28 protein-coding genes and 1 pseudogene are annotated in these 25,688 nt (G+C 44.2%); 20 read left to right on the top strand and 9 right to left on the bottom strand.

Annotated features, from left to right (window positions below):
- Positions 1–5 precede the first annotated feature (5 nt).
- The gene (locus DHBDCA_RS12320) at positions 6–224 is read left to right on the top strand and encodes a helix-turn-helix domain-containing protein (protein ID WP_015044550.1); all 219 of its coding nucleotides are present in this window, start codon (positions 6–8) and stop codon (positions 222–224) included.
- Positions 217–1,701 (top strand): DUF4153 domain-containing protein, encoded by a 1,485-nt coding sequence (locus DHBDCA_RS12315; protein WP_015044549.1) that lies wholly within the window; start codon positions 217–219, stop codon positions 1,699–1,701. The genes DHBDCA_RS12320 and DHBDCA_RS12315 overlap by 8 nt, the downstream gene beginning before the upstream one ends.
- A 122-nt stretch (positions 1,702–1,823) precedes the next feature.
- Here DHBDCA_RS12315 and DHBDCA_RS12310 read toward each other — a convergent pair whose 3' ends face one another.
- Positions 1,824–2,711 carry a metallophosphoesterase family protein gene (locus DHBDCA_RS12310; protein WP_015044548.1) on the bottom strand — a complete coding sequence of 296 codons (888 nt, stop codon included), beginning with the start codon at positions 2,709–2,711 and terminating at the stop codon, positions 1,824–1,826.
- Positions 2,712–2,885: 174 nt separating this feature from the next.
- On the opposite strand from DHBDCA_RS12310, the gene DHBDCA_RS12305 reads away from it, so the two are divergent.
- A complete protein-coding gene (locus DHBDCA_RS12305; RefSeq protein WP_041225799.1) occupies positions 2,886–3,032 on the top strand; it encodes a small, acid-soluble spore protein, alpha/beta type in 147 nt (48 codons plus the stop codon).
- Positions 3,033–3,185: 153 nt separating this feature from the next.
- Here the strand turns inward: DHBDCA_RS12305 and DHBDCA_RS12300 are convergent, their stop codons facing one another.
- Positions 3,186–3,887 (bottom strand): DUF4412 domain-containing protein, encoded by a 702-nt coding sequence (locus DHBDCA_RS12300; protein WP_015044547.1) that lies wholly within the window; start codon positions 3,885–3,887, stop codon positions 3,186–3,188.
- Positions 3,888–4,108: 221 nt separating this feature from the next.
- Here DHBDCA_RS12300 and DHBDCA_RS12295 point away from each other — a divergent pair, with 221 nt between their 5' ends.
- Together DHBDCA_RS12295 and DHBDCA_RS12290 are read left to right on the top strand one after the other, a co-directional pair.
- Positions 4,109–4,576, top strand: a complete 468-nt coding sequence (locus DHBDCA_RS12295; protein WP_015044546.1) for a YkvA family protein — start codon at positions 4,109–4,111, stop codon at positions 4,574–4,576.
- 47 nt (positions 4,577–4,623) lie between these two features.
- Positions 4,624–5,754, top strand: coding sequence for an aldo/keto reductase (locus DHBDCA_RS12290; protein ID WP_015044545.1), 1,131 nt, complete (start codon positions 4,624–4,626; stop codon positions 5,752–5,754).
- A 22-nt stretch (positions 5,755–5,776) separates the two neighbouring features.
- Here the strand turns inward: DHBDCA_RS12290 and DHBDCA_RS12285 are convergent, their stop codons facing one another.
- From DHBDCA_RS12285 to DHBDCA_RS12275, 3 genes are all read right to left on the bottom strand, one after another.
- A complete protein-coding gene (locus tag DHBDCA_RS12285; RefSeq protein WP_242824910.1) occupies positions 5,777–8,785 on the bottom strand; it encodes an EAL domain-containing protein in 3,009 nt (1,002 codons plus the stop codon).
- 216 nt (positions 8,786–9,001) lie between these two features.
- On the bottom strand, positions 9,002–9,226 hold the full coding sequence (locus DHBDCA_RS12280; RefSeq protein ID WP_015044543.1) for a hypothetical protein: 225 nt from the start codon (positions 9,224–9,226) through the stop codon (positions 9,002–9,004).
- 151 nt (positions 9,227–9,377) lie between these two features.
- Positions 9,378–12,659, bottom strand: a complete 3,282-nt coding sequence (locus DHBDCA_RS12275; protein ID WP_015044542.1) for a DEAD/DEAH box helicase — start codon at positions 12,657–12,659, stop codon at positions 9,378–9,380.
- A 215-nt stretch (positions 12,660–12,874) separates the two neighbouring features.
- On the opposite strand from DHBDCA_RS12275, the gene DHBDCA_RS12270 reads away from it, so the two are divergent.
- The 9 genes from DHBDCA_RS12270 to DHBDCA_RS12235 all read left to right on the top strand — a co-directional run bounded on the left by DHBDCA_RS12270 (position 12,875) and on the right by DHBDCA_RS12235 (position 16,507).
- Entirely contained in the window at positions 12,875–13,198 is a 324-nt protein-coding gene (locus DHBDCA_RS12270) for a heavy metal-binding domain-containing protein (RefSeq protein WP_015044541.1), read from the top strand.
- A 1-nt stretch (position 13,199) separates the two neighbouring features.
- The gene (locus DHBDCA_RS12265; RefSeq protein WP_015044540.1) at positions 13,200–13,436 is read left to right on the top strand and encodes a hypothetical protein; all 237 of its coding nucleotides are present in this window, start codon (positions 13,200–13,202) and stop codon (positions 13,434–13,436) included.
- A complete protein-coding gene (locus DHBDCA_RS15520) occupies positions 13,433–13,612 on the top strand; it encodes a hypothetical protein (RefSeq protein ID WP_167967849.1) in 180 nt (59 codons plus the stop codon). Before DHBDCA_RS12265 ends, DHBDCA_RS15520 begins: the two co-directional genes overlap by 4 nt.
- Positions 13,613–13,791: 179 nt before the next feature.
- Complete coding sequence (locus DHBDCA_RS12260; protein ID WP_034378691.1) at positions 13,792–14,175, top strand: DUF2089 domain-containing protein; 384 nt, start codon at positions 13,792–13,794, stop codon at positions 14,173–14,175.
- 5 nt (positions 14,176–14,180) lie between these two features.
- The gene (locus tag DHBDCA_RS12255) at positions 14,181–14,624 is read left to right on the top strand and encodes an SHOCT-like domain-containing protein (protein WP_015044537.1); all 444 of its coding nucleotides are present in this window, start codon (positions 14,181–14,183) and stop codon (positions 14,622–14,624) included.
- Positions 14,605–14,973, top strand: a complete 369-nt coding sequence (locus DHBDCA_RS12250; protein ID WP_021315599.1) for a hypothetical protein — start codon at positions 14,605–14,607, stop codon at positions 14,971–14,973. Before DHBDCA_RS12255 ends, DHBDCA_RS12250 begins: the two co-directional genes overlap by 20 nt.
- 15 nt (positions 14,974–14,988) lie before the next feature.
- Positions 14,989–15,327 (top strand): phage holin family protein, encoded by a 339-nt coding sequence (locus DHBDCA_RS12245; RefSeq protein WP_015044535.1) that lies wholly within the window; start codon positions 14,989–14,991, stop codon positions 15,325–15,327.
- Positions 15,328–15,667: 340 nt separating this feature from the next.
- A complete protein-coding gene (locus DHBDCA_RS12240; RefSeq protein WP_015044534.1) occupies positions 15,668–15,988 on the top strand; it encodes a PadR family transcriptional regulator in 321 nt (106 codons plus the stop codon).
- A 3-nt stretch (positions 15,989–15,991) separates the two neighbouring features.
- Positions 15,992–16,507, top strand: a complete 516-nt coding sequence (locus DHBDCA_RS12235; RefSeq protein ID WP_015044533.1) for a DUF2812 domain-containing protein — start codon at positions 15,992–15,994, stop codon at positions 16,505–16,507.
- A gap of 16 nt (positions 16,508–16,523) precedes the next feature.
- Here the strand turns inward: DHBDCA_RS12235 and DHBDCA_RS12230 are convergent, their stop codons facing one another.
- On the bottom strand, positions 16,524–16,838 hold the full coding sequence (locus DHBDCA_RS12230; RefSeq protein ID WP_015044532.1) for a demethoxyubiquinone hydroxylase family protein: 315 nt from the start codon (positions 16,836–16,838) through the stop codon (positions 16,524–16,526).
- Between the two features lie 198 nt (positions 16,839–17,036).
- Here DHBDCA_RS12230 and DHBDCA_RS12225 point away from each other — a divergent pair, with 198 nt between their 5' ends.
- Positions 17,037–17,765, top strand: coding sequence for an AAA family ATPase (locus DHBDCA_RS12225; protein ID WP_015044530.1), 729 nt, complete (start codon positions 17,037–17,039; stop codon positions 17,763–17,765).
- 26 nt (positions 17,766–17,791) lie between these two features.
- Positions 17,792–18,115: pseudogene (locus DHBDCA_RS15840) on the top strand (DUF1848 family protein); the annotation flags it as partial.
- Here the strand turns inward: DHBDCA_RS15840 and DHBDCA_RS15965 are convergent.
- The gene (locus DHBDCA_RS15965; protein ID WP_343205464.1) at positions 18,065–18,193 is read right to left on the bottom strand and encodes a hypothetical protein; all 129 of its coding nucleotides are present in this window, start codon (positions 18,191–18,193) and stop codon (positions 18,065–18,067) included. The pseudogene DHBDCA_RS15840 and the gene DHBDCA_RS15965 overlap by 51 nt on opposite strands.
- Positions 18,194–18,887: 694 nt before the next feature.
- Here DHBDCA_RS15965 and DHBDCA_RS12215 point away from each other — a divergent pair.
- Together DHBDCA_RS12215 and DHBDCA_RS12210 are read left to right on the top strand one after the other, a co-directional pair.
- On the top strand, positions 18,888–20,912 hold the full coding sequence (locus DHBDCA_RS12215) for a cell wall-binding repeat-containing protein (RefSeq protein ID WP_021315590.1): 2,025 nt from the start codon (positions 18,888–18,890) through the stop codon (positions 20,910–20,912).
- Between the two features lie 81 nt (positions 20,913–20,993).
- On the top strand, positions 20,994–21,524 hold the full coding sequence (locus tag DHBDCA_RS12210) for a nitroreductase family protein (RefSeq protein ID WP_015044526.1): 531 nt from the start codon (positions 20,994–20,996) through the stop codon (positions 21,522–21,524).
- Positions 21,525–21,652: 128 nt separating this feature from the next.
- On the opposite strand, the gene DHBDCA_RS12205 is transcribed toward DHBDCA_RS12210, so the two are convergent.
- Together DHBDCA_RS12205 and DHBDCA_RS12200 are read right to left on the bottom strand one after the other, a co-directional pair.
- A complete protein-coding gene (locus DHBDCA_RS12205; RefSeq protein WP_015044525.1) occupies positions 21,653–21,892 on the bottom strand; it encodes a DUF2922 domain-containing protein in 240 nt (79 codons plus the stop codon).
- A 33-nt stretch (positions 21,893–21,925) separates the two neighbouring features.
- Positions 21,926–22,150, bottom strand: a complete 225-nt coding sequence (locus DHBDCA_RS12200) for a DUF1659 domain-containing protein (protein WP_015044524.1) — start codon at positions 22,148–22,150, stop codon at positions 21,926–21,928.
- Positions 22,151–22,407: 257 nt separating this feature from the next.
- Here DHBDCA_RS12200 and DHBDCA_RS12190 point away from each other — a divergent pair, with 257 nt between their 5' ends.
- Together DHBDCA_RS12190 and msrB are read left to right on the top strand one after the other, a co-directional pair.
- Entirely contained in the window at positions 22,408–23,916 is a 1,509-nt protein-coding gene (locus DHBDCA_RS12190; RefSeq protein WP_015044522.1) for a LysM peptidoglycan-binding domain-containing protein, read from the top strand.
- A 521-nt stretch (positions 23,917–24,437) separates the two neighbouring features.
- Positions 24,438–25,388, top strand: a complete 951-nt coding sequence (msrB, locus tag DHBDCA_RS12180; protein ID WP_015044521.1) for a peptide-methionine (R)-S-oxide reductase MsrB — start codon at positions 24,438–24,440, stop codon at positions 25,386–25,388.
- The last annotated feature ends 300 nt before the right edge of the window (positions 25,389–25,688 follow it).

Below are 25,688 nucleotides of genomic sequence, written 5' to 3'. Positions count from 1 at the left end.
TCTCATTGATTGTCGTTAATCTCGACGTTATGATGGCAAAAAGAAAAATTCCTGCCGGTGAGCTGGCGGATAAAATCGGAATCACTCCGGCTAATCTTTCAATTCTGAAAAACAACAAGGCCAAGGCTATCCGCTTTTCGACCTTGGAAGAAATCTGCAAGGTTCTGAATTGCAAGCCCGGAGATTTATTAGAGTATCGGAAAGGAGAACAGGGAGATGAATAACAGTACGGATACGGCAACCTATACAAGGAGTGATATTGTTTTCGCATTGGCCATGCTGGTCTGCGGCTTCTTATATTGGAATCTGATCCTGGCTGCCGGTCTTGGTGCGGGTGTTACCTTATTTGCAGCGATATTCTGTCTGTCTACCGTCCTATATCTGAAATCAGGTAAGTTCCGTCAAACAAGAACGAGCTGGTTGTGTTTCATTGTCATTATCCTGTCGTCCCTGGTTTTCTTGCTTTTTGACAATATCCTGATCAAAGGACTGAATTTTATCTTTCTTACAGCCGCTGTCATCTATTGGATCAGCCTGTCTACGGGCAGAAACCTGGAGAAAAGGATCTCCGTTTATATCCTGGGCGATTTTTTTAATCAAGTTTTGGTCATCCCATTTCGCAATTTTGCCTGCTGCTTTGGCGCGGTCAAGGGACTGTTTGGCAGAAATCAAAAGGGAAAATCCCTTCTGGCCGGAGCGGTTGGTATTCTTGTGATGATTCCGATCCTGGCCGCAGTCATCAACCTATTGACACGAGCCGATGCTGTTTTCGCAGGGATGATCGCCAATCTGCAGTTTTCGGTATCGATGAATATTATTGTCCAGATATTGATGGGGATTCCCGTTGCCTGTTATCTATACGGATTGATTTACGGCGACCGGCATGGGAGGAATACGGGATATGTCACCATCGAGACTGTTGACAAAACGGCCGCTGCTTTCCGTTTTTCCCCGGGAGTGACCGTATACACCGCATTGACAGCATTGAATCTTGTCTTTATGGTCTTCTTCCTTTCTCAGATCACCTATCTTTTCTCGGCATTCAATGGCCGTCTCCCGGAACTCATGACGCATGCGGAGTATGCCCGCAGAGGCTTTTTTGAACTTTGTGCGGTAGCCGGAATCAATATGGTCGTGATTACGGTGGCCCATCTCATTGTGAAAAGGGACAAGGTGAGGATTCTGCAAATAGAAACAGCCATTTTATGCCTTTTCACCCTGATGTTGATCATTACGGCCATTAGCAAGATGGTGATGTACATCCATTATTTTGGTTTGACCCCGCTGCGTGTCTATACGACCTGGTTTATGCTTGTACTGCTCTTTCTGTTTGCGGTGATTGCCGTCAGACAGTTTAAAAAATTTAACGCAGCCAGGATCATGCTGGTCGGATTTGTAGTGTTTTTCATGATCCTGAGCTACGGGAACATCGACGGCCGAATTGCTGCTTATAATATTGACAGATACAGTAACGGAACCCTGGAGAATCTCGATGTGCAGGCTTTGTCCGGCTTGTCTGAGGCAGCGGTCCCGTACATCTACACCTTATACCAGGAAACAACTGATCAGAGCCTGAAGGCGGATCTTAAAGCAGCCATTGATCAATCAGCTGGATCTGCGCTCGGAGCGTCGCGTCAAGAAACATTCCGGGATTTCAATTTTCAGCGGCATACGGCGGAAAGCATCAGAAAGATGCTCTGATAGCTCCGGCAGCCCCTTTTGATTGCGAATAGATCTGAACACGCCTGACCCCTCAAGGCTTTTCGCAAGCAGGCCAAAAGCGACACTGCTGACGATACAAAATAAGAGGAAAGCCCAGGGACTTAAAGGTATTCCTTTAAGTCTCTGGGTCCTGCAAGAACTTCCCGGCCTATATACAAGGTACCGTCATCCTTGGTTTTGACATTCCATTTAACCAGTGTAATATTGCCTTCCGCGATCTCTATCCCCGTGATCGAACGGGGATGAACACAACTGCCGTCATTGAAATAAAGCGGTTTACCCGCATCAGGGAACATGGGCCTATGGGTGTGACCGGCAATCAACATGTGCTTTTCCTGGTTGACCCATTCAGTAAGGTTTTGTTCTATAGAATCTTTCTTATGATAATTTTTGGCTGTACTGGTGGGGTCTTTGAAGCCGAATAACTCAAGTTTCTTCCATACATATCTGACCAGAAATCTTCTTAACCCCCAAAACGTATAGTCCAACATACTGCCTTGGTGCCCGTGGATCAAAAGAATTTTTCGGTCTGAATCCTTATACCGTAAAACGAGCCCCTCGCGAAATTTAACATTCTCAAATAAAGGAACGTGACGCTTCTCCTCGGCATCATAGTACCGGTTAAAGCATTTCTGTACAAAATGATCATTACTTTTGACCATGTCATGGTTTCCGTAAATGAAATAAACGCGGCCTTCATTATAAAATTTTTGCAGGAGTGAAAATGTATCCTTATGAACAGGCACGATGTCCGACATGTTTTTATACTTCCACAGTTCGTCACCGTCACCAAGCTCGATATACGTGTACTGTTCCTTATAATAATGCGTTAACGCTGCAAAATACAGATTCTCATTCCCGGAAAAATCGTCAGCCCAGCTGCCGTCCCCCCTATGGACATCACTCATTAAAATCATCTTCGAGGAATCGTCAATAGGGATTTCTTCAGCAGATTGAAAAGCTTTGGATATACGATCCACAGCGTTCATACAATACCACCCGCCCAAAAGCATCTTCGTTTAATGTCAATATATTCAGGGGGCAGTATCAAGAGTGCCGGTCTTCTTTCGACGATATAATCGATAACAAAAACTGCCAGTGTAGAAAAGGTAAATATGTTAATAATAAGTGTACATTCCAAAAAGGAAAGGAGGGAAAAAGTAATGGCAAAATATAGACTTCCTATAGACAAGAGTCAGGCAGCTAGTTCAATGGGTGTAAGCTTAGGCCCTGATACATCTGCTAGACAAAATGGTTCCGTAGGTGGATACATGGTGAAGAAGACTTTTGAAAGCCTTGGCATGCGTTAAACTGATTTTCGGGAACAAATGATTATAAGCCGGAAGGGAACCGTGAGAGAATACGGTTCCCTTTTCTTTAACCTTAAATAGGATACCTCAAAATTTCAATCATTATACCGGTAAAAAATTCCTAAAAGTATCTGGAAGAAGTCATGGATATCCTCATGGGGTTTGTTGAATAAGAATCTCTTTCGGTAAGTCAAATGTACCTTCGGGGATGGAACCTGCACCGACTTTAATGTCTGTATATTCTGAGGTGTTGGTCTGCCCATCCTGAACCAGTTCAAACTTAATGACGATTCCGTATTTTGTACTTAACCAATCTTTATAATTCCCTTGGCCGCTGGTTACAGAAATTATTTTGCATTCCAATCCGTTAAGCATTTGTGTTCCGATGATTTGGTAACTTACATCAGCATTTTCATCTGTATCTAATGCCAGTGAATAGTCCATGGGGGTAATATTGTCATTCCCTTTATATTCGTTAATATTTACCTTTGCAGCCACATTTTGTCCTGGCCGGTAGGAAACGATTTCTCCCTTTTCTAAATCGAAGATGGAGATCGTTCTTTGCCCATTCGTAATCGTATCCGTTTTCATTTTGGTATCTTGGAACCAAACGCTGCTTTCGGAAGATACCCCCGCATTCGTTGTTACAAGATGATAAGAAATCTCTCTGAGACCGGCACCTTTCATAATTAAATTTGAAACCACTTCCTGATCACTGGTGTCATCGGTTCCAGCGGAGGAAACTGCAGCCGAAGGAGCAGAAGAATTGTTTTTAAAGCTGCAAGCGGAAAGGATCAAGGTACTTATGAGCAATAGGACGGTAATCGTAAGAAGCTTCTTGTCAGTAATTTTCATGATTTACCTTCTCCAAGCGTAATAGGTTATTGTCGGTTAAGAAGATATTCGTCATGGACAGGAAAATACCCTTTGAATTAAGCTTAGCCCACCAATTTTAATAGACAAACCTTGGTGCAATTGTTAGAGAAAGAAGATACAATAAAAGCAATAAAAGACGAAGCCTATAAAATATTCTGTTGTACATAAAATAACGAAAAATAACGAAAAGAGGTTAGATCATGAGTGACCAAATGAGGAACGACCATGAGAACGACCATAATGATTTTTATCAATCTCTAAGGAAAAAGATCAAGGACTACTTCACAAGTGAGGAAGGTAAAACGAATAAGTATGCAGAGTATATCCTGATTGCCCCCGACTTATTTCATCTTCTGTGCAAACTGACTGTAGACAAGGAAGTCAACGTAGACGATAAAGCAAAACTGGCGATTGCGATTGCTTATTTTGTCTCACCGATTGATTTAATCCCTGAGCTCTTTGTAGGACCGGTAGGATTTGTTGACGATATATCCGTGGCTGCTTATGTCCTGAACACCATTATTAATAACACGAGCCCGGAAGTTGTCCGCAGGCACTGGGCCGGTGAGGGCGATATCCTGATTAAAGTCCAGGAAATCATAAAAGTTGCCGATAATATGGTTGGCACCGGACTGTGGAAGAAAATTAAAGGGATGTTTAGTAAATAACGCAATAGGGTATAACAAAGAATGAAGATAAAATGGAGTGTAATATCATGCAATATACGCTACTTGGAAAAACGGGACTTCAAGTTTCAAGGCTGGGGCTTGGCTGTATGCGGTTCCCGAAAAATGAAAAAGAAGCGATAGAAATGGTGCGGTATGCGGTGGATCACGGAGTCAATTACCTGGACACCGCTTACATGTATCCAAACAGTGAAATGATTACCGGGAAAGCACTTCAACGGGGCTATCGGAATAAGGCGCTGATCGCCACTAAAAGCCCTATATGGAAAATCGGCAGACACGGAGACTTCGAGAAATACTTGGATGAAGAGCTGGAACGCTTGGGAACCGATCATATCGACATGTATCTTCTCCACAACATGAACCATGACAATTGGGAGAAAGTCAATCATTTTGATGGTCTTACTTTCCTTGATAAAATGATCCAAAAGGGTAAAATACTGCACAAGAGTTTTTCTTTTCATGGGACACTACCGGCATTCAAACAGGTCGTGGATGCCTTTGACTGGGAAATGGCACAAATTCAGCTGAATATTCTGGATGAAAATCAGCAGGCCGGGATTGAGGGGTTGAGATATGCGGCAGGAAAGGGTCTGGCGGTTGTTATCATGGAACCGTTAAGGGGCGGCTACATGCTGGCTAACGTTCCCGAAGCAGTCGCTGATTTGGTTCATCAATATCCGGAGAAGAGATCCTTGGTCGCGTGGTGTTTCCGCTGGCTTTACAATATGCCTGAGGTTTCCGTGATTCTTAGTGGGGCCAGCACGCTGGAGCAGTTGAAGGACAATTTGCGGATCTTTGATGAATCTGCAGTCAACGCAATGTCCGAGGCCGACCAAAATCTGATCAAAAAAATCCGGGAAGCTTTCGAGTCTAATAACAGCATCGGCTGTACAAGCTGCAGCTATTGTATGCCCTGTCCCCAAGGCGTAAGCATTCCTGAAATATTCAGGCTCTATAACAGCCACCAGCTCATGAAAACGCATTGGGTAGACAAAGGGATGTACAGGGAAAGTTTGCTCCCCTCCGGTTCCGGAGCTGATCAGTGTATTTCTTGCGGAATCTGTGAGGAACATTGTCCGCAGGCGCTGAGTATCCCGGTTTTGCTGAAGAAAGTACATGAGGAATTTACGGCGAAAACAATCGGTGGGTGGAGTTGATTTTTGTAGAAAAACTATGTATCTATAGGATATTGGCGCATGGTTTTCTTAATAATTCTTCGATTTCCTCAGCAGGCATTGGTCGGTAGAAATAATAACCCTGAACCTCGTTGCACATGTTCCGACTTAAGAATTGTACTTGTTTCTCGGTTTCCACCCCTTCGGCAATAACCTCCAGGTCTAGATTTTTAGCAAGATTTATGATAACTTTGGTGATTGCTCTGTCTTTTTCATCTTCTTCAATACCATGAACAAAATGCATATCCATCTTCAAGCGATCGATCGGCAAATTTTTCAGCCTGTTTAAAGAGGAGTATTCTGTGCCAAAGTCGTCGATAGAGATGGTAATCCCTAATTTCTTAAAATCGTTTAAAACCTGAATAATATTTGCTTCATTTATCGCAGAACCTTCTGTAATTTCTAATTCCAGATACTTGGGTTGAAGTCCGGTTTCTTGAAGGACATTTGCGATCTGCTCAACAATATTCGGGTCACGAAGTTGATTTACCGAAATATTAACAGACATCCGCACCGGAGGATATCCTTTTTCCTGCCAGATCTTATTTTGCCGGCAAGCTGTTTTAAGTACCCATTCTCCGATCGTGTTAATGATCCCACTTTGCTCGGCAATCGGGATGAATACTGCCGGGGATACCATTCCCAACTCCGGATGCTTCCATCTTAACAAAGCTTCCATTCCGATGATTTTTGCTTCCGGAAGATGGACCTGAGGCTGGTAATACACTAACAATTCTTCGCGTTCTAAAGCTCGGAACAGACTGTTTTTCAGTATCATTTTATTCCGAATGTCCTCTTTCATCTCGGAAGAACAGAGGGCATACTGGTTTTTCCCTTTTTCTTTGGCCTTATACATCGCAATATCCGAGTTTATAATTAACGTTTCTGTATCTTGTCCATCAATAGGATATAGCGCAATCCCTGCACTTGCTGTAACAAAGAATTCCTTACCTCTTAATACCGCCGGTTCTTTGAATAAACCCATTATTTTATCGGCAACGGCCATAACATCTTGATAGTCGGAAATATTATTCAGCATAATCAGAAATTCATCGCCGCCAAAACGGGATACCGTGTCGGTTTTGCGGGTGCATTCCAATAATTTCTGCCCGACTTTAGTGATCAGTTCGTCCCCGCCTTCATGACCCAAAGTATCATTAACCGTTTTGAAAGAATCAAGATCCAGGAAAATCACCGCGAGCATCTTTTGAATCCGGCCGGCTTGGTGGATCGCTTGCGTAACCCTGTCCTGGAACAACACTCGGTTGGGTAGCTTCGTTAAATGATCATAGTAGGCTAATTGTTTAATTTCTCTTTCCGCCTGGACTTTCGTCAGAGCGTCTCCCAAAATATTTGCAATGACCTTGAGTAAATCAATCTGGTCTTCACGCCATTTTTTAGGGATTCTGCGGGAATCAATCCCGAATGAGCCTAATATCTGACCGTTCCCAGCAATGGGTAGGCAAATTTCTGATTTTGTATGAATCATTTTGCCCTCTGATATCTGATTCATGAGGATCGAGTCTTCCGCTCCCGGGCATTCTATCGCTTCTCTGATAACACGATCATGCCGGTACCAAGCAAACGGAAGGGTAACGCGATGTTGCTCCCTGTCCAGTAGATAGATCCATGCCCTGTCCATCTCAAAAAACCGTCCGCATTCCTCAAGCGCCTGATTGATTTTCTGCTCTAGATTCATTTGATTTGCTGTGATGAAATCCGAAGAAATCTTCGAGATTAATTTCTGCAGTTTTATCTGCTCAGCGTTTTCTTTCAGTCTGCGAATGTACAGTTTATTGACATAGAAAGCCAACCCAAGAACGACAAGGAAAAATAAGATTCTTGCCAAATAGTGTTGAGCATTTATCTCAATGTTAACCTTTGGCGCGATGAACCAGCCCAGAATCTGGGTAGATATGATGGAGATTCCCAATGACACTAAGATAATGCGTTGATTGAACACCAGGGCGATAATTACAAAAATAATAGGAAACGCCCAAACCGTAATACTCCCGGTTTCAATTAACCTTAAAGTAAAAATTGGAATGGCCACAACACTCGCCACAAAATAAGTAATATCTTTTTTATTTTCCGCTATAGGCATCCACTTCACGAACAAAATGACAAGTCCTAGAAAAAGAATAGCAATACTTGTCAATATGACAGGCGTTAAATCGTTTGTCATGTTAAAAAGAAAAAACGAAACAAAATTGATAACGCCGCAGGCAAACATAGCAAAGGCCATATAGCTGATAATATTTCCGCGGGTGGATTCATTTAAGATGGTTTCTTCAGCATTGATGATCTTTTCCGGCTTCATCAGTCCGTATTTTTTAATTGCGTAGCAAATGACGATGAGCGACATCGAGATAATAAAAGGAGCCAATTGGGGAAGCGGCATTTTCCAAAAAGTGCTGGCGACAATATCCGTAAAGGATGCAAAGATTAAAGTCGCAATAATCCAAGATAGGATGAGTCTTGCCTTTTTCTTACTATTGGGGGCAGAAGCTTTTCTCCCCCATAACCAAATCATTCCTGCGGAAACGATGCAGAAAATAATATAATAATAATTGAAAAAAGAATTAAAGCCACTATTCGGAACATTAATCCAGCCATTGACCGTATGAATTAACTTATACTTCGATTCCGCAGAACCGGAGATCCCATAAATATACATTGTCAGGACTGAGGGGAAATAAAGCAGCAGGTATAGCCACCATTTGTTTAACAAATTTTTTTTCTCGGTTAGAATTAAACTGAAATGAAGCAGGATGCTGAAAAACGAACCCCAACCAACGACTGAGATCCTACGCCAGATTAAGCTAAGTTCTTGATTCTGGGCAGAAACGCAAATGGAAAACCCGAAAGCCCATAGACTCAAGGAAATGCACAGCGCAAAAAAAGCTTTGTTCAATCCGGCTTTCGGGTCAAGATAAAGTGTATAGGCCCCAAGAGAACCGCTCATTACACAAGAAAAGAAAAATAAAACTGAAAAAAAATGTGATGATTCCATATTTCCCTTCTCTGATGGAAATACTGCTGAGATCAGATTTACATCATTTTTGATAAAGTAATCAATGGCTATTAAACAAATTATTCTACTTTTAACTACATTTTCCTTCATCATTTTTCAGAAAGCATCAACTATTTTACAGAATTGCCTTATAATGCAAATGAAGATTGAACTTTATGTCAAAAAACGTGTCAAAAAATAAAGGAAAAAAAAAGGCTATAAAGCCTTTACCTTGTTGTCAATAATTTTTATTTTTAAGCTATTATTTGTCAGTTCATCTCTCATTTCCCGGATAGCTTGCCAAGTCATATCTTGTTTTTCGGAAAATTCATTTTGCTTCTCAGTAAATTCATTTTGCTTGTCGCTGAGCATTTTAATCTCTGTTCGTAAAGCCTTTTCCATGGAGCTTAGCTTTTCCAGAATTAAATCCGATTTATCCATACGCTCATCCCCCTGCTTCTAGGATCTATCATATCACCGTACGAATACTTCTACAAGAACTAACTTTCCATTTATAAGGGATTTCCTAAACCCGAGGGTTTAGGGCTTAATGCTTTGCCGCGTGTGCCCGTGGTGGGGTTGGTAGGCTTTTTTAGTCAAAATCAAACAGCGCATTGAGCTCCTGTTCTGTTAGCTTGGACAATATCGTTTCTCCGGGCTGGATGACGGAATCGATCAGCTTTTTCTTTTTAGCCTGCAAGGCGTTGACTTTTTCTTCAATGGTCCCTTGGGTCAAAAGCTTGATGACCTGGACCGAATTGTTTTGCCCGATCCGGTGCGCGCGGTCCGTAGCCTGGTCTTCAACGGCCGGATTCCACCAGGGGTCAAAATGAATGACAGTATCGGCACCCGTCAGGTTAAGGCCCGTCCCGCCTGCTCTTAAAGAAATAAGAAAGACCTTGCCTTGACCGTTATTAAAGGCTTGGGCCATTTGAGTTCTTTCCAGAGCCTTGGTAGAACCGCTCAGGTAAAAGTGCGCGATCTTATGCTGGTTAAGGTCGTCCTGAATCAAATCCAGCATCGAAGTAAACTGGGAAAAGACCAGAATCCGATGTCCGGCGTCCAGCGATTCTGTCAAAATCTCCTGAAACAACAGCATTTTGCCGCTTCCCCCCGTATAATTTTCAATAAACATTGCCGGATGGGAGCAGATTTGCCGCAGGCGGGTCAAGGCTGCCAGTATTTTAATCTGGCTTTTGGCAAAACCTGAGACAGCCAGTTCCTCGGCAAGCTGACGTTTCGTTTGCTGGAGGTAGGCCAGGTAGATTTTTCGTTGCTCATCTGTCAAAGCTGCTTTGATCTCCGTTTCAATTTTGGGGGGCAGTTCTTTTAGGACATCCACTTTCAGTCTGCGCAGGATGAACGGCTTGATCTGCCTGCTCAATTCCTGAAGAGATTCCGTGTCTCCTTTCGACACGGGCAGGGCGTATTTCTTGTGAAATTCCTGGTGGCTGGGCAGATAGCCGGGCATAATGAAATGAAAGATGGACCAGAGCTCCGACAGGGAATTTTCAATGGGTGTTCCGGTTAGAGCAAAATATCCTTTGGCTTGTATTTTCTGGACAGACTTGGCATTGAGGGTTTGCGGATTCTTGATGTTTTGGGCCTCATCCAAAAAACAATAGGAAAATGCCAACTTGGAGAATTGTTCAATATCACGGCGCAGTACGGCATAAGAAACGACAACAAGATCAGCTGGCGCAATCCGGCTGATTTGTTCCTGCCTCTCCGCAGGCTGCCCATCGATGACGAGCACATGAAGGTCAGGCGTAAATTTCTCTGCTTCACTTTGCCAGTTGTAGACCAGGGAAGTCGGTGCGATGACTAAAAACGGTAATAAAGAGGAGGGATTTTGGGCAGCAGTGAGCTTTTCCGATAGAACGAAGGCTAGGACCTGCAGGGTTTTGCCGAGACCCATGTCATCGGCAAGGATACCGCCCAGACCATAGGAAGCAAGCGTCTTCAGCCATTTAAAACCTGTTTTCTGGTAATCACGCAGCACCTGCTGCAGCGGCAGCGGAGGATCATATTCCCCGTCCTGGGGCTCCAGAATGCTTTGGACCAGTTGTTTGAAAGCCTTATTGCGTTGGATTCCAGAAAGGTCGGCCTGCCTGAGGAAGCTGTCAATGTACAGGGCCCGGAACTTCGGGAGGTGAAGCGTTTGGTTGGTTAAATCCTGCCCCTTCAGATCCAGGTGATCGAGAAGTTTGCTCATGGCTTCCAAGTCATGCTGCTGCAAATCAAGAAATGAGCCGTCACGCAGGCGGTAGTATTTTTTCTTCATCTGCAGGGATTGAAAGATATCAGCTAATTCCCCCGGATCAACATCACCGCAGGTAAAAGAGACTTCCAGCATATCCAGGGATTCATCCAGACGAATCCGGCCGGAAAAGGTGGCGGAAGTTTGAATTTTCAATCGGAAATCATCGGAATAGTAGGTTTCTGCCAGATCTTGAAGCTCCGGAAATCCCTTGACGGTAAAATCAAAGATCTTCTCGTCATCCTCCAGACTGATTTTGCCTTCGGATACGATAAAATCAGCCTGTTCAAAGATATTCAGGATCTTTCTTTCCTGCTCAAGATCCCGGATCAGGATTTGATCATTACCTGGCGCAGTCCGGAAGCCCCCGCGTGAAGAAAACGGATTAATCAAGATCTCCCCGTAATGAAATTCCAGGCGGGCTGTAACTCCGTTTTCTCCGGCCCGGTCAAAATAGATCTTCGGCTGCAAATCCTCACGGATAAATCTGTCTGCAAGTGTTGGCTCTACGCTGACTGTCGCGATTTTTTGCATAAACGGGAGGGCTTCTGAAGCAAACCGGTCTTTTTGCGCCGCAGTAAACAGAATACCTGGACGCTGCTTGCCGTTCAGGGCTTTGAGCAGGTTGGGCAGGAATTCGGTTTGCTCCTGAGAGACCTGATAAATCTGCCGGTTGTAAAGATAATATCTCCCATCTGCGGTTAACGGGACAGGCGGTTCATTTTGCAGCAACAGAAGGATATTTTGTTCTTCGGCCTCTACGGAAAAGTCTAGCGGGATATCCTTCCGTCTGATATTTACAGTTAGAATTTCCGTTGTTTCGTAGCCGTTGGCAAAACCGGCATGCAGGGAAAAAGGCTTTGATCCCAGCGCATCCAATAATTTGCCCAAATAGTAAGTGCTGAGTACAAACGGTTTTTGACTGAACGGAGAAGCTGTATAGGCAAAATAGGAGACATTCCTGATTTCCTGGAAAGCTTCATATTGGGCCAGCATATCCTGGAGCATGGCGATCAAAGGCGCGTCAGTTTCTTTAAATTTGTGACGGGTCGGATCATAGGTGAATTTTGCCCCAAAGTCCAGAGAATGCTCATTTTTTACGGCAAGTAAAAAATCCTTTAAGTTTTTAACAACATAAGGACGCTTTAAGCCTACTTTCAGCTGAAGTTGGGCACTTATTTTGCGAAAAACCGTACTGAGCTGAAGTCCCACCTCAAGGTTAAGCTCTTCCAGCGGATTCTCCTGCTTGCGGTCGGAGATGAAAGTCATGAACTCACTGCCGGCCTTGGCGGAATCGGAAAATGAAGACTGTATGGCAGAAAGTTTTTGCCGTGCAGTTTTTAAAACTGCGACGACATGTTTACAGGCTCCGGGATATTCGGCGTAGGCCGGGCAAGTGCAATGAGCGGCGCTCACGGTCCCGCTTTGATTTAACACGATACGGACATTATAGCGCCAATTGCCGGTGACATTCGCTTCGATGACCCTTTGCTCAGGGTCAAAATTGAAGTTGCTTACCTTCCGGCTCTGTGCATAAATGACACCGAGCTCGTAAGATTTTCGATTGCCGGCAAGGGCTTGAATCTCCCTTTCTGTGACGTTGAATAAGGCCATGAAAGGATCTCCTTAGAGGATCGATTTTGTACAATACTCCTAGAATACCATAAAACGGAGGAAATATCATTTTAACGGCATGTGTTCCGGTTGGCATTTTAGCAGATATCTTGGGACAGCTGTTTATTAATAGAATGGATTGAGTAAAAAATTGCAAAAATAATTGTAAGCTGGCTAAAAGATTTGTAAAATAAGAATAAAAAGGGAGTGATAGCATGTTAATCGTTACGACCGAAAATATCAAAGGTTACAAAGTAACAGATGTTAAAGGTCAGGTGTTCGGTCTCGTTGTTCGCAGCCGGGGATTAGGCGGGAATATCATTGCTGGGCTGCGCAGTCTTATCGGCGGGGAAATCCATGAATATACCGCCCTACTTGAAGATACCCGTAAACAGGCGATAGACCGTATGGTTAAGAATGCCCAGGCTATGGGAGCAAACGCTGTTGTGATGATGAGGTTTGATTCCAGCGAAATTGGACAGACCATGAGTGAGATTGTCGCCTTTGGAACTGCGGTTGTGGTGGAGAAAGAAGCTTAAGATGAGAATAGCGGCTGAAATCTATATATTATTGGAAGTTGGGATATTTCTTATTATTGCCTTCCTTTCATGGTTAATTTGGGATAAACGCTATCGAAAGAATCATGGAAACGATATACCCAAAGGGTATATGGCTACGGATGAAGTTTTTATCGACCCAGTTAACGGTAAAAAACTTAAAGTCTATTATGAACCGGAAACCGGTAATCGGTTTTATAAAGAAGTTAAAGAGGAATGATGGCCAGCAAAGGAAGCCAGATTAACAACTGGATAACCGGAACAATACCGGAATATTCCACCAACAATCCTACCAGACCTACGCCAAGACCGCCGATCCCGAATCTCAACATGAGGCCTGAAGCCATCGCAGCATTTTTGCTGATCATATTGCCGCAGATGAAGTGGGTATGCTAACCTTCATCGCGGCTTTTTCTCACCTTAATCAATTTTTAAATTTATAGAAGAATATGAATGATATTAAAATAATTAATTATTGCATTAATATAATTAACATATTAGTTGACAAAATTAATATTTGTTGCTATTCTTAATTTGTAAAATCTTAGAGTGGTTCCAATTTGGGGGTGAAAATAATTAAATACAAAGCGCCGGGTTTGTGTCCGATTTGCGGACATAGCCTGTATGTCAGTAAACTGAACTGTATGAACTGCAACACTACCCTGGAAGGGCAATTTACCCCGTGCAAATTTTGTCAGCTCCCTCCCGACCAGCTTGAATTTATTGAAGTTTTTATTAAGTGCCGGGGTAACATCAAAGATGTGGAAAAAGAACTGGGAATTTCTTACCCTACCGTCAGGGGACGCCTGGACAGCGTCATTCAAGCATTAGGGTATAAAGTGGATGGTTCGGATCTGCAGGAGGAAAGAGAAAACCGCAAGGAGATTCTGGACGCTCTAGATCGCGGAGAAATCACTTCGCAGGAAGCCGCCAGCCGCCTGAAAAAGCTTGGAAAATGAGAAGGTTGGAGAATAAGAAAGGGAATGATGTCATGAGCAGCGAAAGGTTAAAAGTCCTGGAAATGATTCAAGAGGGTAAAATTACTGCAGCCGAAGGGATGGAGCTTCTGAAAGCCATCGAGGAAAGTGCACCTGAAGTCACTCCTGCCGTATCGGTTTTTGCGAACCGTTTTTTACGGGTTCGAGTAGAAGGTGAGAAAGCGCCGAAAGTCAACGTCAATATTCCGATGAACCTGGTTAAATCGGTGACAAAGCTGGCCAATGCGGCGATGGCCTTCATCCCGCCGGAAGCAAAAGGTGAAATCGACAAAAGAGGAATCGACCTTGAATACCTGCTGAATGAACTTATCCAGGAATTAGAACAAGGATCTTCCGGCGGTAAACTGGTAGATGTCGATGTCGATGATCCGCACGAAGGAAGGATGAAGGTTGAGGTATTTGTGGACTAAGCAGCCGCGTAAAGCTTTTCTGATCGTGGTCAGCATCCGAAACAAAAACCACAGGAAATGGCTGATTCCTATCCCGGTTTGGGTAGTGGAAGATACTTTCGAGGCCATACAGGATATCGCCTGGGTATGGGAGCGGATCATGAAGCTTAAGGGAAAGCGCGACGAGGAAAAATGCGTCGGCGGGGAAATACAAGCCGCCGATAAATGGCGCAGAACTATCGCTGGAATGCCTGTGAGCTCCGTTCTCCAAACCGTCATGGATATCATCCGGGAGTTGCGTATCCACGGCAGATTTACGATGGTTGAGATCGAAGACAAGGCAATCCAAATCTATGTGGACTTCGTTTAATAAGGGGAACAGATCATGCGCAAATTGATCCTGACATGTTTGACCAATGTTTTGGCATTATTAGCCGCTTCTTATATCGTACCGGGAATTACGGTAAATAGCCCGCTAACATTGCTTGGGGCTGGGGTACTGCTTGGTGTGATCAACCTGTTCATCCGGCCCGTGGTTATCCTGCTGACCCTTCCCTTTAACTTACTGACCCTCGGCTTATTTATCCTGGTTGTCAATACTTGGATGGTCATGCTTACGGCGGCATTAATGCCCGGTCTGGGAATCCACGGATTCGTCGCAGCCTTTTTGACATCCCTCATCGTGTCGCTGTTTAACTGGTTAATCAAGGATATAAAAAAATGATCAAGCCTATTGATATACGCGCCCTGAGATGAATGATTGTTTGCGGAATGAATACTGCTTTTTGGGGAGAAAATGGCCGGTGCCGATTCCGCCTATATGTCGGGGCAAATCCTGCATATCAACGGCGGGACGATCATCAATAATTAGAAGAAGCGAGGTTTATAGGCCAGTTCGCTTTACAAAACAGTTTTAAGCAGGCGGCTTAACAAAAATGCTGCTGTTTCCGTGGAGAGGTGTTCCACGGGATTTTTTTTTATCCAGGGAGTAAAAGATTATTGACACATATATCGGCAGATGATATATTATATATCGTAGGAAGATATATCGGAGGATGATTGGTTTGGATAATAATACACCTTTGACAGAAGCCTTGTTTTATATCTTATTGGCGGTCCGCACACCGAATCATGGCTACGGGATTATTCAGAATATCAGCGAAATGACCGGCGGAAGAGTCACATTAGGACCGGGGACCTTATACGGGGCGATTAATTCCATGCTTTCAAAAGGGTGGATCCGTTTATACAGTGAGGATAAGGAATCCAGAAAGAAAAAAGAATATCTTCTGACGAGCCGGGGTGCGGAAGTCTTTCATAACGAAGTCCAAAGGCTGAATGAACTTGTCAGGAATGCAAAAAAGATAAACGAGGGGCGGATATAAAAGATGTTAAAATTCAGAATGTATTATGACAAAGATGCCGAACAGGATTGGCTTCAAAAAATGTCTTTGGAAGGATGGGCCTTTCAAAAATTTTTCCTTGGATTTTATACATTTGAACCCTGCGACCCTGGTGAATACAATTATCAGATCGATTTATTGGATAAATGGGACGGGGACAAGGCTGATTATGCATCTTTCATGGAAGATACGGGCGTAGAAGTCGTCGGTCAGTGGTTCAGATGGGTCTTTCTGCGGAAAAAGGCTGCGGACGGTCCCTTTGAGATGTATACGGATGTCCAATCCAAGATCATGCAATACAGTAAGATCAAGCGTTTTTTCACCGTCTTTTTGGCCATAGAGATCATCTGTTTCTTTGTGGAGTTGATGGCAGCCATGGATAGCGGTGAGGTTGTCTTTGGCGCTTTTACCGTTTTGCTTGGGATTATTGCTTTAGCAATGTTAAAGATCGTGTGGAAATGCCAGTGGAAAATTGAGCAGTTAAAACGTGAGGTAATGTGAAGAAGATAATGAATCCTTATTGCATAGGGGCCTGGAAATTTTGAGATTGCTGCTGTTGTACGGCCTGTCTTCCCTTTTCTATGGACGTCAAGTCCTTGGGACTAATGATGGCTAGCAGCTGTTCTAATTCTCCGACGTGTTGTCTTTCTTCATCAGCAATATGATGGAGAACCTTTTTTGCTCTCTCATCATTTGTTGCCATAGCATGAGATTCATAGCCAATAATTGCTTCGTACTCCCCTGCAATATCAACCCGAAGGGCCTGAGCCAACTCCTCATTGGACATCTGCTTAGGGACATTTGCTACAAATGGGTTTCCAAGTAAGGCCATAAGATCATATCCTTCCTATGAAAATGAGTTTATCTTATAGTCTGCCTGTTTATGAAAGCAGTAATCAGGTATTTATTGGTAACGATTACGGCAGCCAGTAAACAAACGATATGCACCCTTGATAAAGGCGTTTTTTCTTTATTGGATATGTATTCAATCAATGAGCGGCAAGGATCAAATCGGTAAGGGGGTAGAATAATGGAATTCAACAGCCTTAGCCAGTACATACGCTATATTGAATTAGACAGGGAGCGCGTCCCATCCTTTGCGGAATACCCCTTTGATTTACCTGCTATCAAGAACTTAGACAGGTTGTCTTTTCACCCCAAAGTAACGTTCATAGTAGGTGAAAATGGTTCGGGAAAATCAACTATTTTAGAATCAATCGCGATTGCGTTTGGTTTTAATGCGGAAGGCGGGACAAAAAATTTTAATTTCACTTCCAGAGCGACGCATTCAGACTTGAATCAATATATCAAAATTATTAAAGGAGCCAAAAGACCCAGAGATGGTTTCTTCTTCAGAGCAGAGAGCTTTTATAATTTTGCCTCCAATGTTGAAGATTTAATGTTGGAAGGGGTTTATGGCGGAAGGTCACTGCATGAACAGTCGCATGGCGAGTCATTTTTTGCGGTTTTTCAGAATCGGTTTTGCCGGGAGAGTATCTATATACTGGATGAACCGGAGGCGGCGTTATCCCCTTCACGGCAAATGTCGATGCTGACAAGGATGCATGAACTGATCAACGAAGGGTCTCAGTTTATCATTGCCACGCATTCCCCGATCATCATGGCCTACCCGGATGCCTTGATCTATCAGATTCGTGACGGATTTGAGCAGGTACGCTATGAAGAGACGGAGCATTATCAAATCACGCGTTCTTTCTTAAATAACACGAAAAAAATGCTGGATATTTTATTAGAATAAATGGAGATCGTTTTATTATACAAGAAATGGAAAAGCAAAGGAAAACCGACAATGATAATAAGTGTAAGCAGGCGAACAGATATTCCGGCATATTATGCAAAATGGTAAAAGACGGAGCGAACATTCGGACATTCAATATCATTAAACCGACGTCCTATCAGAAAATAGAATTAATACAGCGGATTGCAGAGACCGCAAAACAGTTCGGAATGGATATGGATACCTGTGCAGAGGATATTGATTGCGGAGAATTTGGCATCCGTCAGGCACATTGTATTGATCAAGAGCGCTTTGAACGTTTAGGCGGATATTATCTGAACGTTGAAAAAGACAAAAACCAGCGGCCGGAATGCGGTTGTGTTGGAATGGAATTTTCCATCTTCTTTTTTATTGTTTTTCGTGTTTCTGATTTTGTTTCCGTTGGCCATATCAATCACTCCTTTACACATCGTTATTTTCGATGGATTGCTTATGGGCATTCTTATTTTGATTTTGATTTTCCCTTGTCAGCGGAGTTTGATTTTTGGCTTTTTCCATGCGGGCTTTCTTATTATCAGGCTGACTGTCTTTGGTCATGATGAATATCTCCTGTCGAAAAAATTATCCGTTAACAATTAGTATTTCATGTTCGAAAAAGTCCATACCTTAGAGTTTCATTGCAATTTATTGTCAAAAAAAAAAGTGGCGCAATACCGGCTGGAAAAGGCTTCCCGTACCCATTTTTGACGGGGATATAGAAGAAGTCAAATTACAGCAACAGGATATTTTATAGGATAATCTAGAAAAGGACAGCCCTTCCTATTTATTAAAATACGAAAAATATAAGTTTTCTTTAAAAAATGAAAAACCTAAAGGAGGTACTGAAATGGATTTCGATGCAATTTATTACAAGGAAGCGGACATACCGAGGATCAAATTCTAGACTGTTAGAATACGAAAGTTGTCCTTATGAAAGACAGGCATTTCTCCATACCTTTGTTTTCTTTTTCATTATTTTTTGATTGAAAGACGCGGCATGAAAAGCACATAGGCTGTTGACATGCCGTTTTTTTATGGGGTAGAATTCAAATAATGAGAATCAGCGCAAAAGAATCCTGAGAAGATCTGAAAGGAGAACAGGGATTGGTAAAGAGATTATTGGTTGCGATTTTTACCCTGACGCTGGTGTGTTGGCAGGCACCGACGGTCTGGGCCGACTCAAGCTCGGTGATGAGCGCCGACAAGTCCGTCAGTATTGCCGGTCAATCCACCACAATTAAGGCGGTGCGCGCCGATCTGAATGATCCCAATATCCGTGTGCTTTCCGTGCCGGCAGGCAAAGTCGGCGAGGTTAAGCCCTTCGAGCAGATCATCGGCAGCATAGACAAAAACAAGTATGAGGTATTAGCGGCAGTCAACGGCGCGTTCTTTGAGGCCTACAATGAAGGCAAGAAGCCCATAAACGGGACGTTGGTACATAACGGGGCAACGATGCACTATGAAACCAGCAGCATGATAGGTTTCGGCAGCGCCGGCGAAGCGGAGCTGGATAGGGTGTCTTTCAGGCAGTACGTCTATGTCGACGTTAGCGGAGGCAATTATCTCTATAAACAACTCTTTTACTTGCGCAACTGGAATGTCATCAGGCCAGCCGGCTATACGGGTTATCGCGAGGCGATAATCACCCCGGATTACGGTACGGAAACCGGGGACACAGATATGGTCTGTGTGGTGGTACGCAATGTCAAAGACGTGACGGGTAGCGTTTATACAGCGGGCGGTGCGAAAGTTCTGCAGAAAGGTACGGTTACGAATATCAGCCAGGGCAATACGGCAATTCCGGCTGATGGATTTTTGTTGCTGATGCCGGCTGACAGCGCCTACCGCCAGCTATTCCATGTTGGATCGACGATTGATTTTGTGCGGCAAGTATGGAATAGCCGCACCAATACGGATGATACGGCCGATTGGATCAATTTGACCAACATCACCGGTTGCGGCCCGAGCCTCATCTTGGATGGACAGGTGACTGCCGATCCGGTCGGCGAGGGCTGGAACGACCCGAAACTCACCACGGCTGCCGGCAATCGTTCGTTCATCGGGCTGACGACCGACAAACAATTGGTTTTCGGTACCACGCCGGGTCTTACGATCAAAAATTTGGCTCAGGTTGCCCAGGTGTATAACCTAACAGACGCCATGAATTTAGACGGCGGCGCCTCCAGCGCCCTGTGGCTGGGCGGCAGGACCATAACGCCCGCCGGGCGCCAACTCTCCAATATCATCGCCGTCGTACGGCTGAAAGTTTCCGAGCCGGCCATGCCGGCGAGCGGAATTACTGCGGACAGAACCATTGACGGGGGTAGTACGCCGGCTACCTCAGTAAAAGTGTCCCAAGAAGGATGGCTAAAGGCCGATTCAGTGGTCGTCGTCCCCGGAGAAAACAACCATTTGATCGACGCCCTGGCAGCAGCACCCTTGGCCGGCCAGGAGCAGGCGCCGATCCTTATGGTGGAAGGTGGCGTCCCAACGGCCGAAGTGATTGGTGAGATAAAACGGCTGGGAGCAAAAAGAGCTTACTGCATCGGCTTCCAAGCGGATGTCGTGTCTGAGAAATTGAAAGCAGCCATCCCCGATCTCGAGGCAAAAGTGCTGCAAGGAGAAGGGCGCGCGGAGACGGCGGACCTGGTAGGAAAGGAAATTACTGATCCACATGGGGTATTCCTCGTAGGTTTTGATGCTCTGGCCGACGCCGTGAGCGCCGGGCCCTATGCAGCGGCCAACGGATGGCTTATCCGCATAACGGATGGAGCCGGCGTCTATCATCCCGAAGCTTGGAGTTTACTAAAGGCTGGACTAGACGCCAATCATTTGGTTATCTTGGGTGGTACGTCCAGAGTCCAGGATACAAACGGATTCCGCCGCATGTCCGGCGTGGATCGCTACGTGACCAACCAGGATTTTAACGAGAAGATGGGGCTGGCGACCAGCAAGGTTTACTTTGCTGACAGTTACTCTTTGGCCGCGGCTCTGATGGTTGCACCGTTGGCTGCCCAGAACAATTGCCCGGTTGTCCTGGCGGAAAAAAACGATCCGAACCAAGCCAGGTTTCCCGCCGGAGTCACCAACGACGCTACCGTTATCGGCATCGGCTCGCCTGCCCGTTGACCTGGGAGATCGCTGATCAAGGCAACACTCACCGGGTGCGCCACGCATGTCGCGTAACTTGATTGAATCGAGGGGACATTAATGAACACGAATATAGACTTTTTAAAACTGGCAGAGGAACGCTATTCAGTGCGCAACTTTACCGACAAAGCGATCGAACAGGATACGCTGGACAAAATATTGAAAGCGGGACACCTCGCACCGACTGCTTGCAACCGCCAACCGCAGAAGATTCTGGTCATCAACAGCGAAGAAGGATTGGCAAAGCTCAGAAAATGCACGAAATGCCACTTTGGCGCATCTGCCGCAATGCTTATCTGCTACGATAAGAACGAATGCTGGCAACGGGAATACGACGGCAAGATCAGCGGAGTTATCGACGCGAGTATTGTAACAACACACATGATGCTGGAGGCTACGACGCTGGGCGTGGGCACGACGTGGGTCATGTACTTTATACCTGAGGCTATTAGGGAAGAGTTTGCGATTCCGGACAACATTGAGCCGGTCGCCTTGCTGGTGATGGGTTATCCTGCGCCGGATGCAAAGCCTTTCCCCGGACATTCGGAATTTAAGCGAATAGAAGATGTCGTATCATACAACAAGTTCTGACAAAAGATTCTGATTAACACGATAACTGTGCGCTGTGTTGTACGAGGGCGGCCTTGCGGCCGCCAATTCCTCTAATAAATTATGCCTTAAAACCAGCCATGCTCTCCGGACAGCTTAGCTGGAGTATTTTATTCTTGGGGGGGATCGTAGAGATCGTCCGTGGTAGTATCTACCACTTTAATATCTCTCTTGGTTGCCAGATCCCCACTGGAAGTGGCAAAAATATTTTTTGCCATAATGAGGTCCATGACCGTCCCGACTTGGGCAAGCGTAAGGCCTGCCTTTGGCTGGGGAAGGGTAATGGTAAACGCCTTACCACCTATGGTTGTGAATACCATTCTTAAAACTTTCTGGTTCGTTATTGCCATGCTCTGTCACCACCCTGGAATTATTTGGCCGGTTTATTCATCGGCCAGCTCGAAAATTTTCAGGCGGCGGATATCTGTCAATGGATAATCCACCAGGCTTGATAATGCGACAGCCACATCGTATACGTCCTGATCAGCTGCCGTTGCTTTAACGCCGGTCAGGCTTTTTTGCCGGAGAACAGGTGCGCCGCCGGCGGTAGTCCCTGTCTGATAGCGGGTTGCCAGCACGGAGTCCAACGTGTTTACCACGAAAGTCATAGGCTTACCTCTTTTCCTGGTTTTTTGCTTGTCCGAAGAGCATGTCCTTTTTAGTATATGCCCATTGTTTTCCAGGCGTTCAGGCAAAGAGATTAATCTCAAGGCGAAAGACAACAAAATCAGCCGATTTTCATATATGATCCGCCGGCTGATAAGCCATGCGTATAAAAATATTGAAAATTTGGGAGGTATTGGCATTAAGCTGAAGAATTAATTATATTCGTATAGTTATAAATAGTGGAGAGGGGAGTAACTTAATGAAGATTAGAAAAAAAACAGCTTTGATTCTTACGGTCTTATTTGTCTTCATTGTGGTATTAGCTGGTTGTACCCAAAATCAGCTGGCAATCTTTAATGCCTATATGAAAATGCAAGATGTGGCTTCAATGCAGCAGCATATGACGATGTCTCTTCAAATGTCCGGCACAGGGTTTGATCAGGCAGACCAAGAACAAATCGATTCAGTTGCTGAGATGTTAAATAATGCGAAACTCGATGTCGTTTTGAAAATGAATTGTAACGAAGAAAAAACAATCGCTAAATTACAGGCAGATTGTAACGTAATTGCATCCGGTCTTAATATTAACATGCCGTTTTGGGTAGATGAAGATTTCTCAGGAAAAACTCCAAAGCTAATTGAAGTCTTTAAAATTCCGCAAATTGCAGCAGCATATTTACCCCCTGGATATGCTGGAAAGCCATATATGGTTATAAATCCTTTTGATGCGAAAAATACGGATCTTAAAAATATGGATGTGACGAACCTTATAAAATTGCAGTCAGATCTACAGAAAAAAAGTACTGATTTTCTAAACAGTTATGTTCAAAGGTTCAACCCGAATATTGACGTCGTTAGTGAATCGGCAAACGATGGCCTTGGCTCACAAAAATATACGATAAAACTTAATGATGCACAATTGAAGGAATTTATCCGTTATGCGATGAATAACTTTGCTAAGGACAAAGAAGCGTCGAACTTCTTAAATGACTATTTCACGATAATTGCTCAGTATAGTGAGCTTTCGGACAGTTCATCGGAATTTGGTTCTATTGATGAAGAGTCTTTGACTGAATTTAATTCAGTCATGGATCAATTGAATGATGTTCCTATTCTAGGGGACAAAGGCATCGAGTTAACGTATACGATTTCAAGCGAAGGTTATATCACCCATGAAAATGGAAGTATTAACCTAAAGCTCGACATGGCAGCATTAAATAAATTGATGAATGATACCGTAGGCGGAGAAGAAATTCAATCGGATGTTACCGGCATTTTGAATCTTACGTTTAACTATGATACAGATATAACAAACATTAACGTACCCGTGGACATTCAAATGCCTGAGTTAAATTCAAGCAACTCGTTTAGTTATCTTGACCTGATACCAAAAACAGACGTAGAAGTGGTTAACAGCACATATAAGGTTCTGCCCGGTGATACGTTAGCTACGATCGCCTTAAACCATTACGGAAGTTACAAATACTCCGGTAAGATATATGAGGCAAATCGTGACATGATTGAGAAGAATAATAACCGTTTATACGCAGGAATGGTTTTAACCCTTCCGCCTGAGGGGCTGCTTCCGGATATCGTTGCCGGTGAAAAGCAAAGAATATATACCGTGAAAGCAGGAGATACCCTGGCAAAGATAGCCCAATTAGAGTATGGTGATGCTTCACTTTACATGAAAATATACGCAGCAAATAAAAATATACTATCCAGTCCAGATTTGATTTATGAGGGACAAAAGATATTAATTCCATAAAATTATAGTTGTATCCACAATAAAGGAAATCCAGCTATTCCAGACAGCCGGATTTCTTTTTATTAATGAACAAAAGATGCAAAGAATTTACAAAGATGGACAAAAGATATTCAGTGTTAGCAACCAGTTTATCGACATGAAGTTTAAGTCTCTTCGTATCGGCCCACTCGAATTTGACCTGAGCCTTATTGCCAAGCCCCTTGGAGATTTAACGATCCCTCCATTTATCAAGTTTCATCTCCTAAAATTTTACTTTATAAATGAAAGATAATACGCCTGTTTGGTTGCGCAAGAACCCCGGTCTGTAGTTTGTATTTTGACTTGAATAAGAGTATATACTATAAACAAAGAGGAAATCATGCAGACTAATGATAACACATATTGGCAAAACAAACCATTTATTTACAAAAGATGTATGATATGTGAGCTCTTTTTGCAGTCACGGTCAACGATGGATGAAAGAAAATAAAGCGCATGCTTCAGAGAATTATATCATCATCTGATATCATGGGGGGTCTGTTATGTCTGAGATTTATCTTGCAGGCGGATGTTTTTGGGGTATGGAAAAATATATTGCGTCTATTCGCGGGGTCCGTTCCACGCAAGTGGGCTATGCCAATGGCAAGACCGCGAACCCGACCTATGAGGATGTGTGTCAGCGCGGCAGCGGACATGCCGAGACGGTGTATGTAGACTATGATCCGGAGATTGTGCCGCTGGAATTCTTGCTGGAATTATATTATCAGGCGATTGATCCGGTCTCACTTAACCGGCAGGGCGGCGACAAGGGGACGCAATACCGTACCGGGATTTATTATGCGGATATTAATGATCTGCCGGTGATAGAACGGTCCCTGGCCAAGCTGCAAAAAAACTACGATAAACCTGTCGTGATCGAGATAAAAGCAATCGAGAACTTCTGTCCGGCGGAAGCGTACCACCAAAGATATCTGGATAAAAACCCGGAAGGCTATTGTCACATCGGCAAGGATCAATTCACGAAGGCGGCAGGGGCCATTATTAACCCAGACGATTATCAGGCGCCGGATCCTGGCAGGCTGCGCCAAACCCTGACCGGAATGCAGTACGAAGTGACGCAGAATAATGCCACCGAGCCGCCGTTTCATAACGCGTTCTGGGACATTTTCCGGCCGGGTATTTACGTGGATATTACGACAGGCGAGCCGCTTTTTGTCTCCTCGGATAAATTTGAATCAGGCTGCGGCTGGCCGAGCTTTACCAGGCCTATCGATCCGAATGTAGTCTCGGAAAAGACCGATACTTCCCATAGCATGCTGCGGACCGAGGTCAGGAGCCGTGCCGGTGATGCCCATCTGGGGCATGTGTTTGCTGATGGGCCAAGGGAATCCGGCGGTCTGAGATATTGTATCAACAGCGCCTCGCTGCGGTTTGTGCCCAAAGAAGATATGGAGCGGGAAGGGTACGGAAATTTAATTGGACGCGTGAAGTAAAAGATTGCTATGATGAAATCTTCAGATTTTCTGTTATGCTTATCAATATAAATTAGTGTTTTATAGTCGTTTCCGAAACGTAGATATTTGACTGTCTTTGAAGCAGGTTGTCTTATAACAAGGATAGCGGTTTATTCGCTCATTCTCTAAGCATACCGCTCCTAAAGCGGCTTTTGTGAGGAATCATGTTAACGCATGATTCCTCTTTTAAGTGCGCCCGGCATGGGCAACAACTCGGCGGTGAGAGTCCGCTGCACGCTTGGTAGTAGGAAGTGCTAGCCGAACGGCAAGGGTGTCCAT

This window comes from Dehalobacter sp. DCA, assembly GCF_000305775.1.
GTDB lineage: Bacteria > Bacillota > Desulfitobacteriia > Desulfitobacteriales > Syntrophobotulaceae > Dehalobacter > Dehalobacter alkaniphilus.
The sequence above is the reverse complement of the archived record's forward strand: the minus strand, read 5'-3'. Positions and strand labels throughout refer to the sequence as shown.

Coding starts and splice junctions, on each gene's coding strand:
- DHBDCA_RS12315 (WP_015044549.1), top strand. CDS start 217: ATGAATAACAGTACGGATACGGCAACCTATACAAGGAGTGATATTGTT.
- DHBDCA_RS12310 (WP_015044548.1), bottom strand. CDS start 2,711: ATGAACGCTGTGGATCGTATATCCAAAGCTTTTCAATCTGCTGAAGAA.
- DHBDCA_RS12305 (WP_041225799.1), top strand. CDS start 2,886: ATGGCAAAATATAGACTTCCTATAGACAAGAGTCAGGCAGCTAGTTCA.
- DHBDCA_RS12300 (WP_015044547.1), bottom strand. CDS start 3,887: ATGAAAATTACTGACAAGAAGCTTCTTACGATTACCGTCCTATTGCTC.
- DHBDCA_RS12295 (WP_015044546.1), top strand. CDS start 4,109: ATGAGTGACCAAATGAGGAACGACCATGAGAACGACCATAATGATTTT.
- DHBDCA_RS12290 (WP_015044545.1), top strand. CDS start 4,624: ATGCAATATACGCTACTTGGAAAAACGGGACTTCAAGTTTCAAGGCTG.
- DHBDCA_RS12285 (WP_242824910.1), bottom strand. CDS start 8,785: ATGGAATCATCACATTTTTTTTCAGTTTTATTTTTCTTTTCTTGTGTA.
- DHBDCA_RS12280 (WP_015044543.1), bottom strand. CDS start 9,226: ATGGATAAATCGGATTTAATTCTGGAAAAGCTAAGCTCCATGGAAAAG.
- DHBDCA_RS12275 (WP_015044542.1), bottom strand. CDS start 12,659: ATGGCCTTATTCAACGTCACAGAAAGGGAGATTCAAGCCCTTGCCGGC.
- DHBDCA_RS12270 (WP_015044541.1), top strand. CDS start 12,875: ATGTTAATCGTTACGACCGAAAATATCAAAGGTTACAAAGTAACAGAT.
- DHBDCA_RS12265 (WP_015044540.1), top strand. CDS start 13,200: ATGAGAATAGCGGCTGAAATCTATATATTATTGGAAGTTGGGATATTT.
- DHBDCA_RS15520 (WP_167967849.1), top strand. CDS start 13,433: ATGATGGCCAGCAAAGGAAGCCAGATTAACAACTGGATAACCGGAACA.
- DHBDCA_RS12245 (WP_015044535.1), top strand. CDS start 14,989: ATGCGCAAATTGATCCTGACATGTTTGACCAATGTTTTGGCATTATTA.
- DHBDCA_RS12235 (WP_015044533.1), top strand. CDS start 15,992: ATGTTAAAATTCAGAATGTATTATGACAAAGATGCCGAACAGGATTGG.
- DHBDCA_RS12230 (WP_015044532.1), bottom strand. CDS start 16,838: ATGGCCTTACTTGGAAACCCATTTGTAGCAAATGTCCCTAAGCAGATG.
- DHBDCA_RS12225 (WP_015044530.1), top strand. CDS start 17,037: ATGGAATTCAACAGCCTTAGCCAGTACATACGCTATATTGAATTAGAC.
- DHBDCA_RS15965 (WP_343205464.1), bottom strand. CDS start 18,193: ATGGCCAACGGAAACAAAATCAGAAACACGAAAAACAATAAAAAAGAA.
- DHBDCA_RS12210 (WP_015044526.1), top strand. CDS start 20,994: ATGAACACGAATATAGACTTTTTAAAACTGGCAGAGGAACGCTATTCA.
- DHBDCA_RS12205 (WP_015044525.1), bottom strand. CDS start 21,892: ATGGCAATAACGAACCAGAAAGTTTTAAGAATGGTATTCACAACCATA.
- DHBDCA_RS12200 (WP_015044524.1), bottom strand. CDS start 22,150: ATGACTTTCGTGGTAAACACGTTGGACTCCGTGCTGGCAACCCGCTAT.
- DHBDCA_RS12190 (WP_015044522.1), top strand. CDS start 22,408: ATGAAGATTAGAAAAAAAACAGCTTTGATTCTTACGGTCTTATTTGTC.
- msrB (WP_015044521.1), top strand. CDS start 24,438: ATGTCTGAGATTTATCTTGCAGGCGGATGTTTTTGGGGTATGGAAAAA.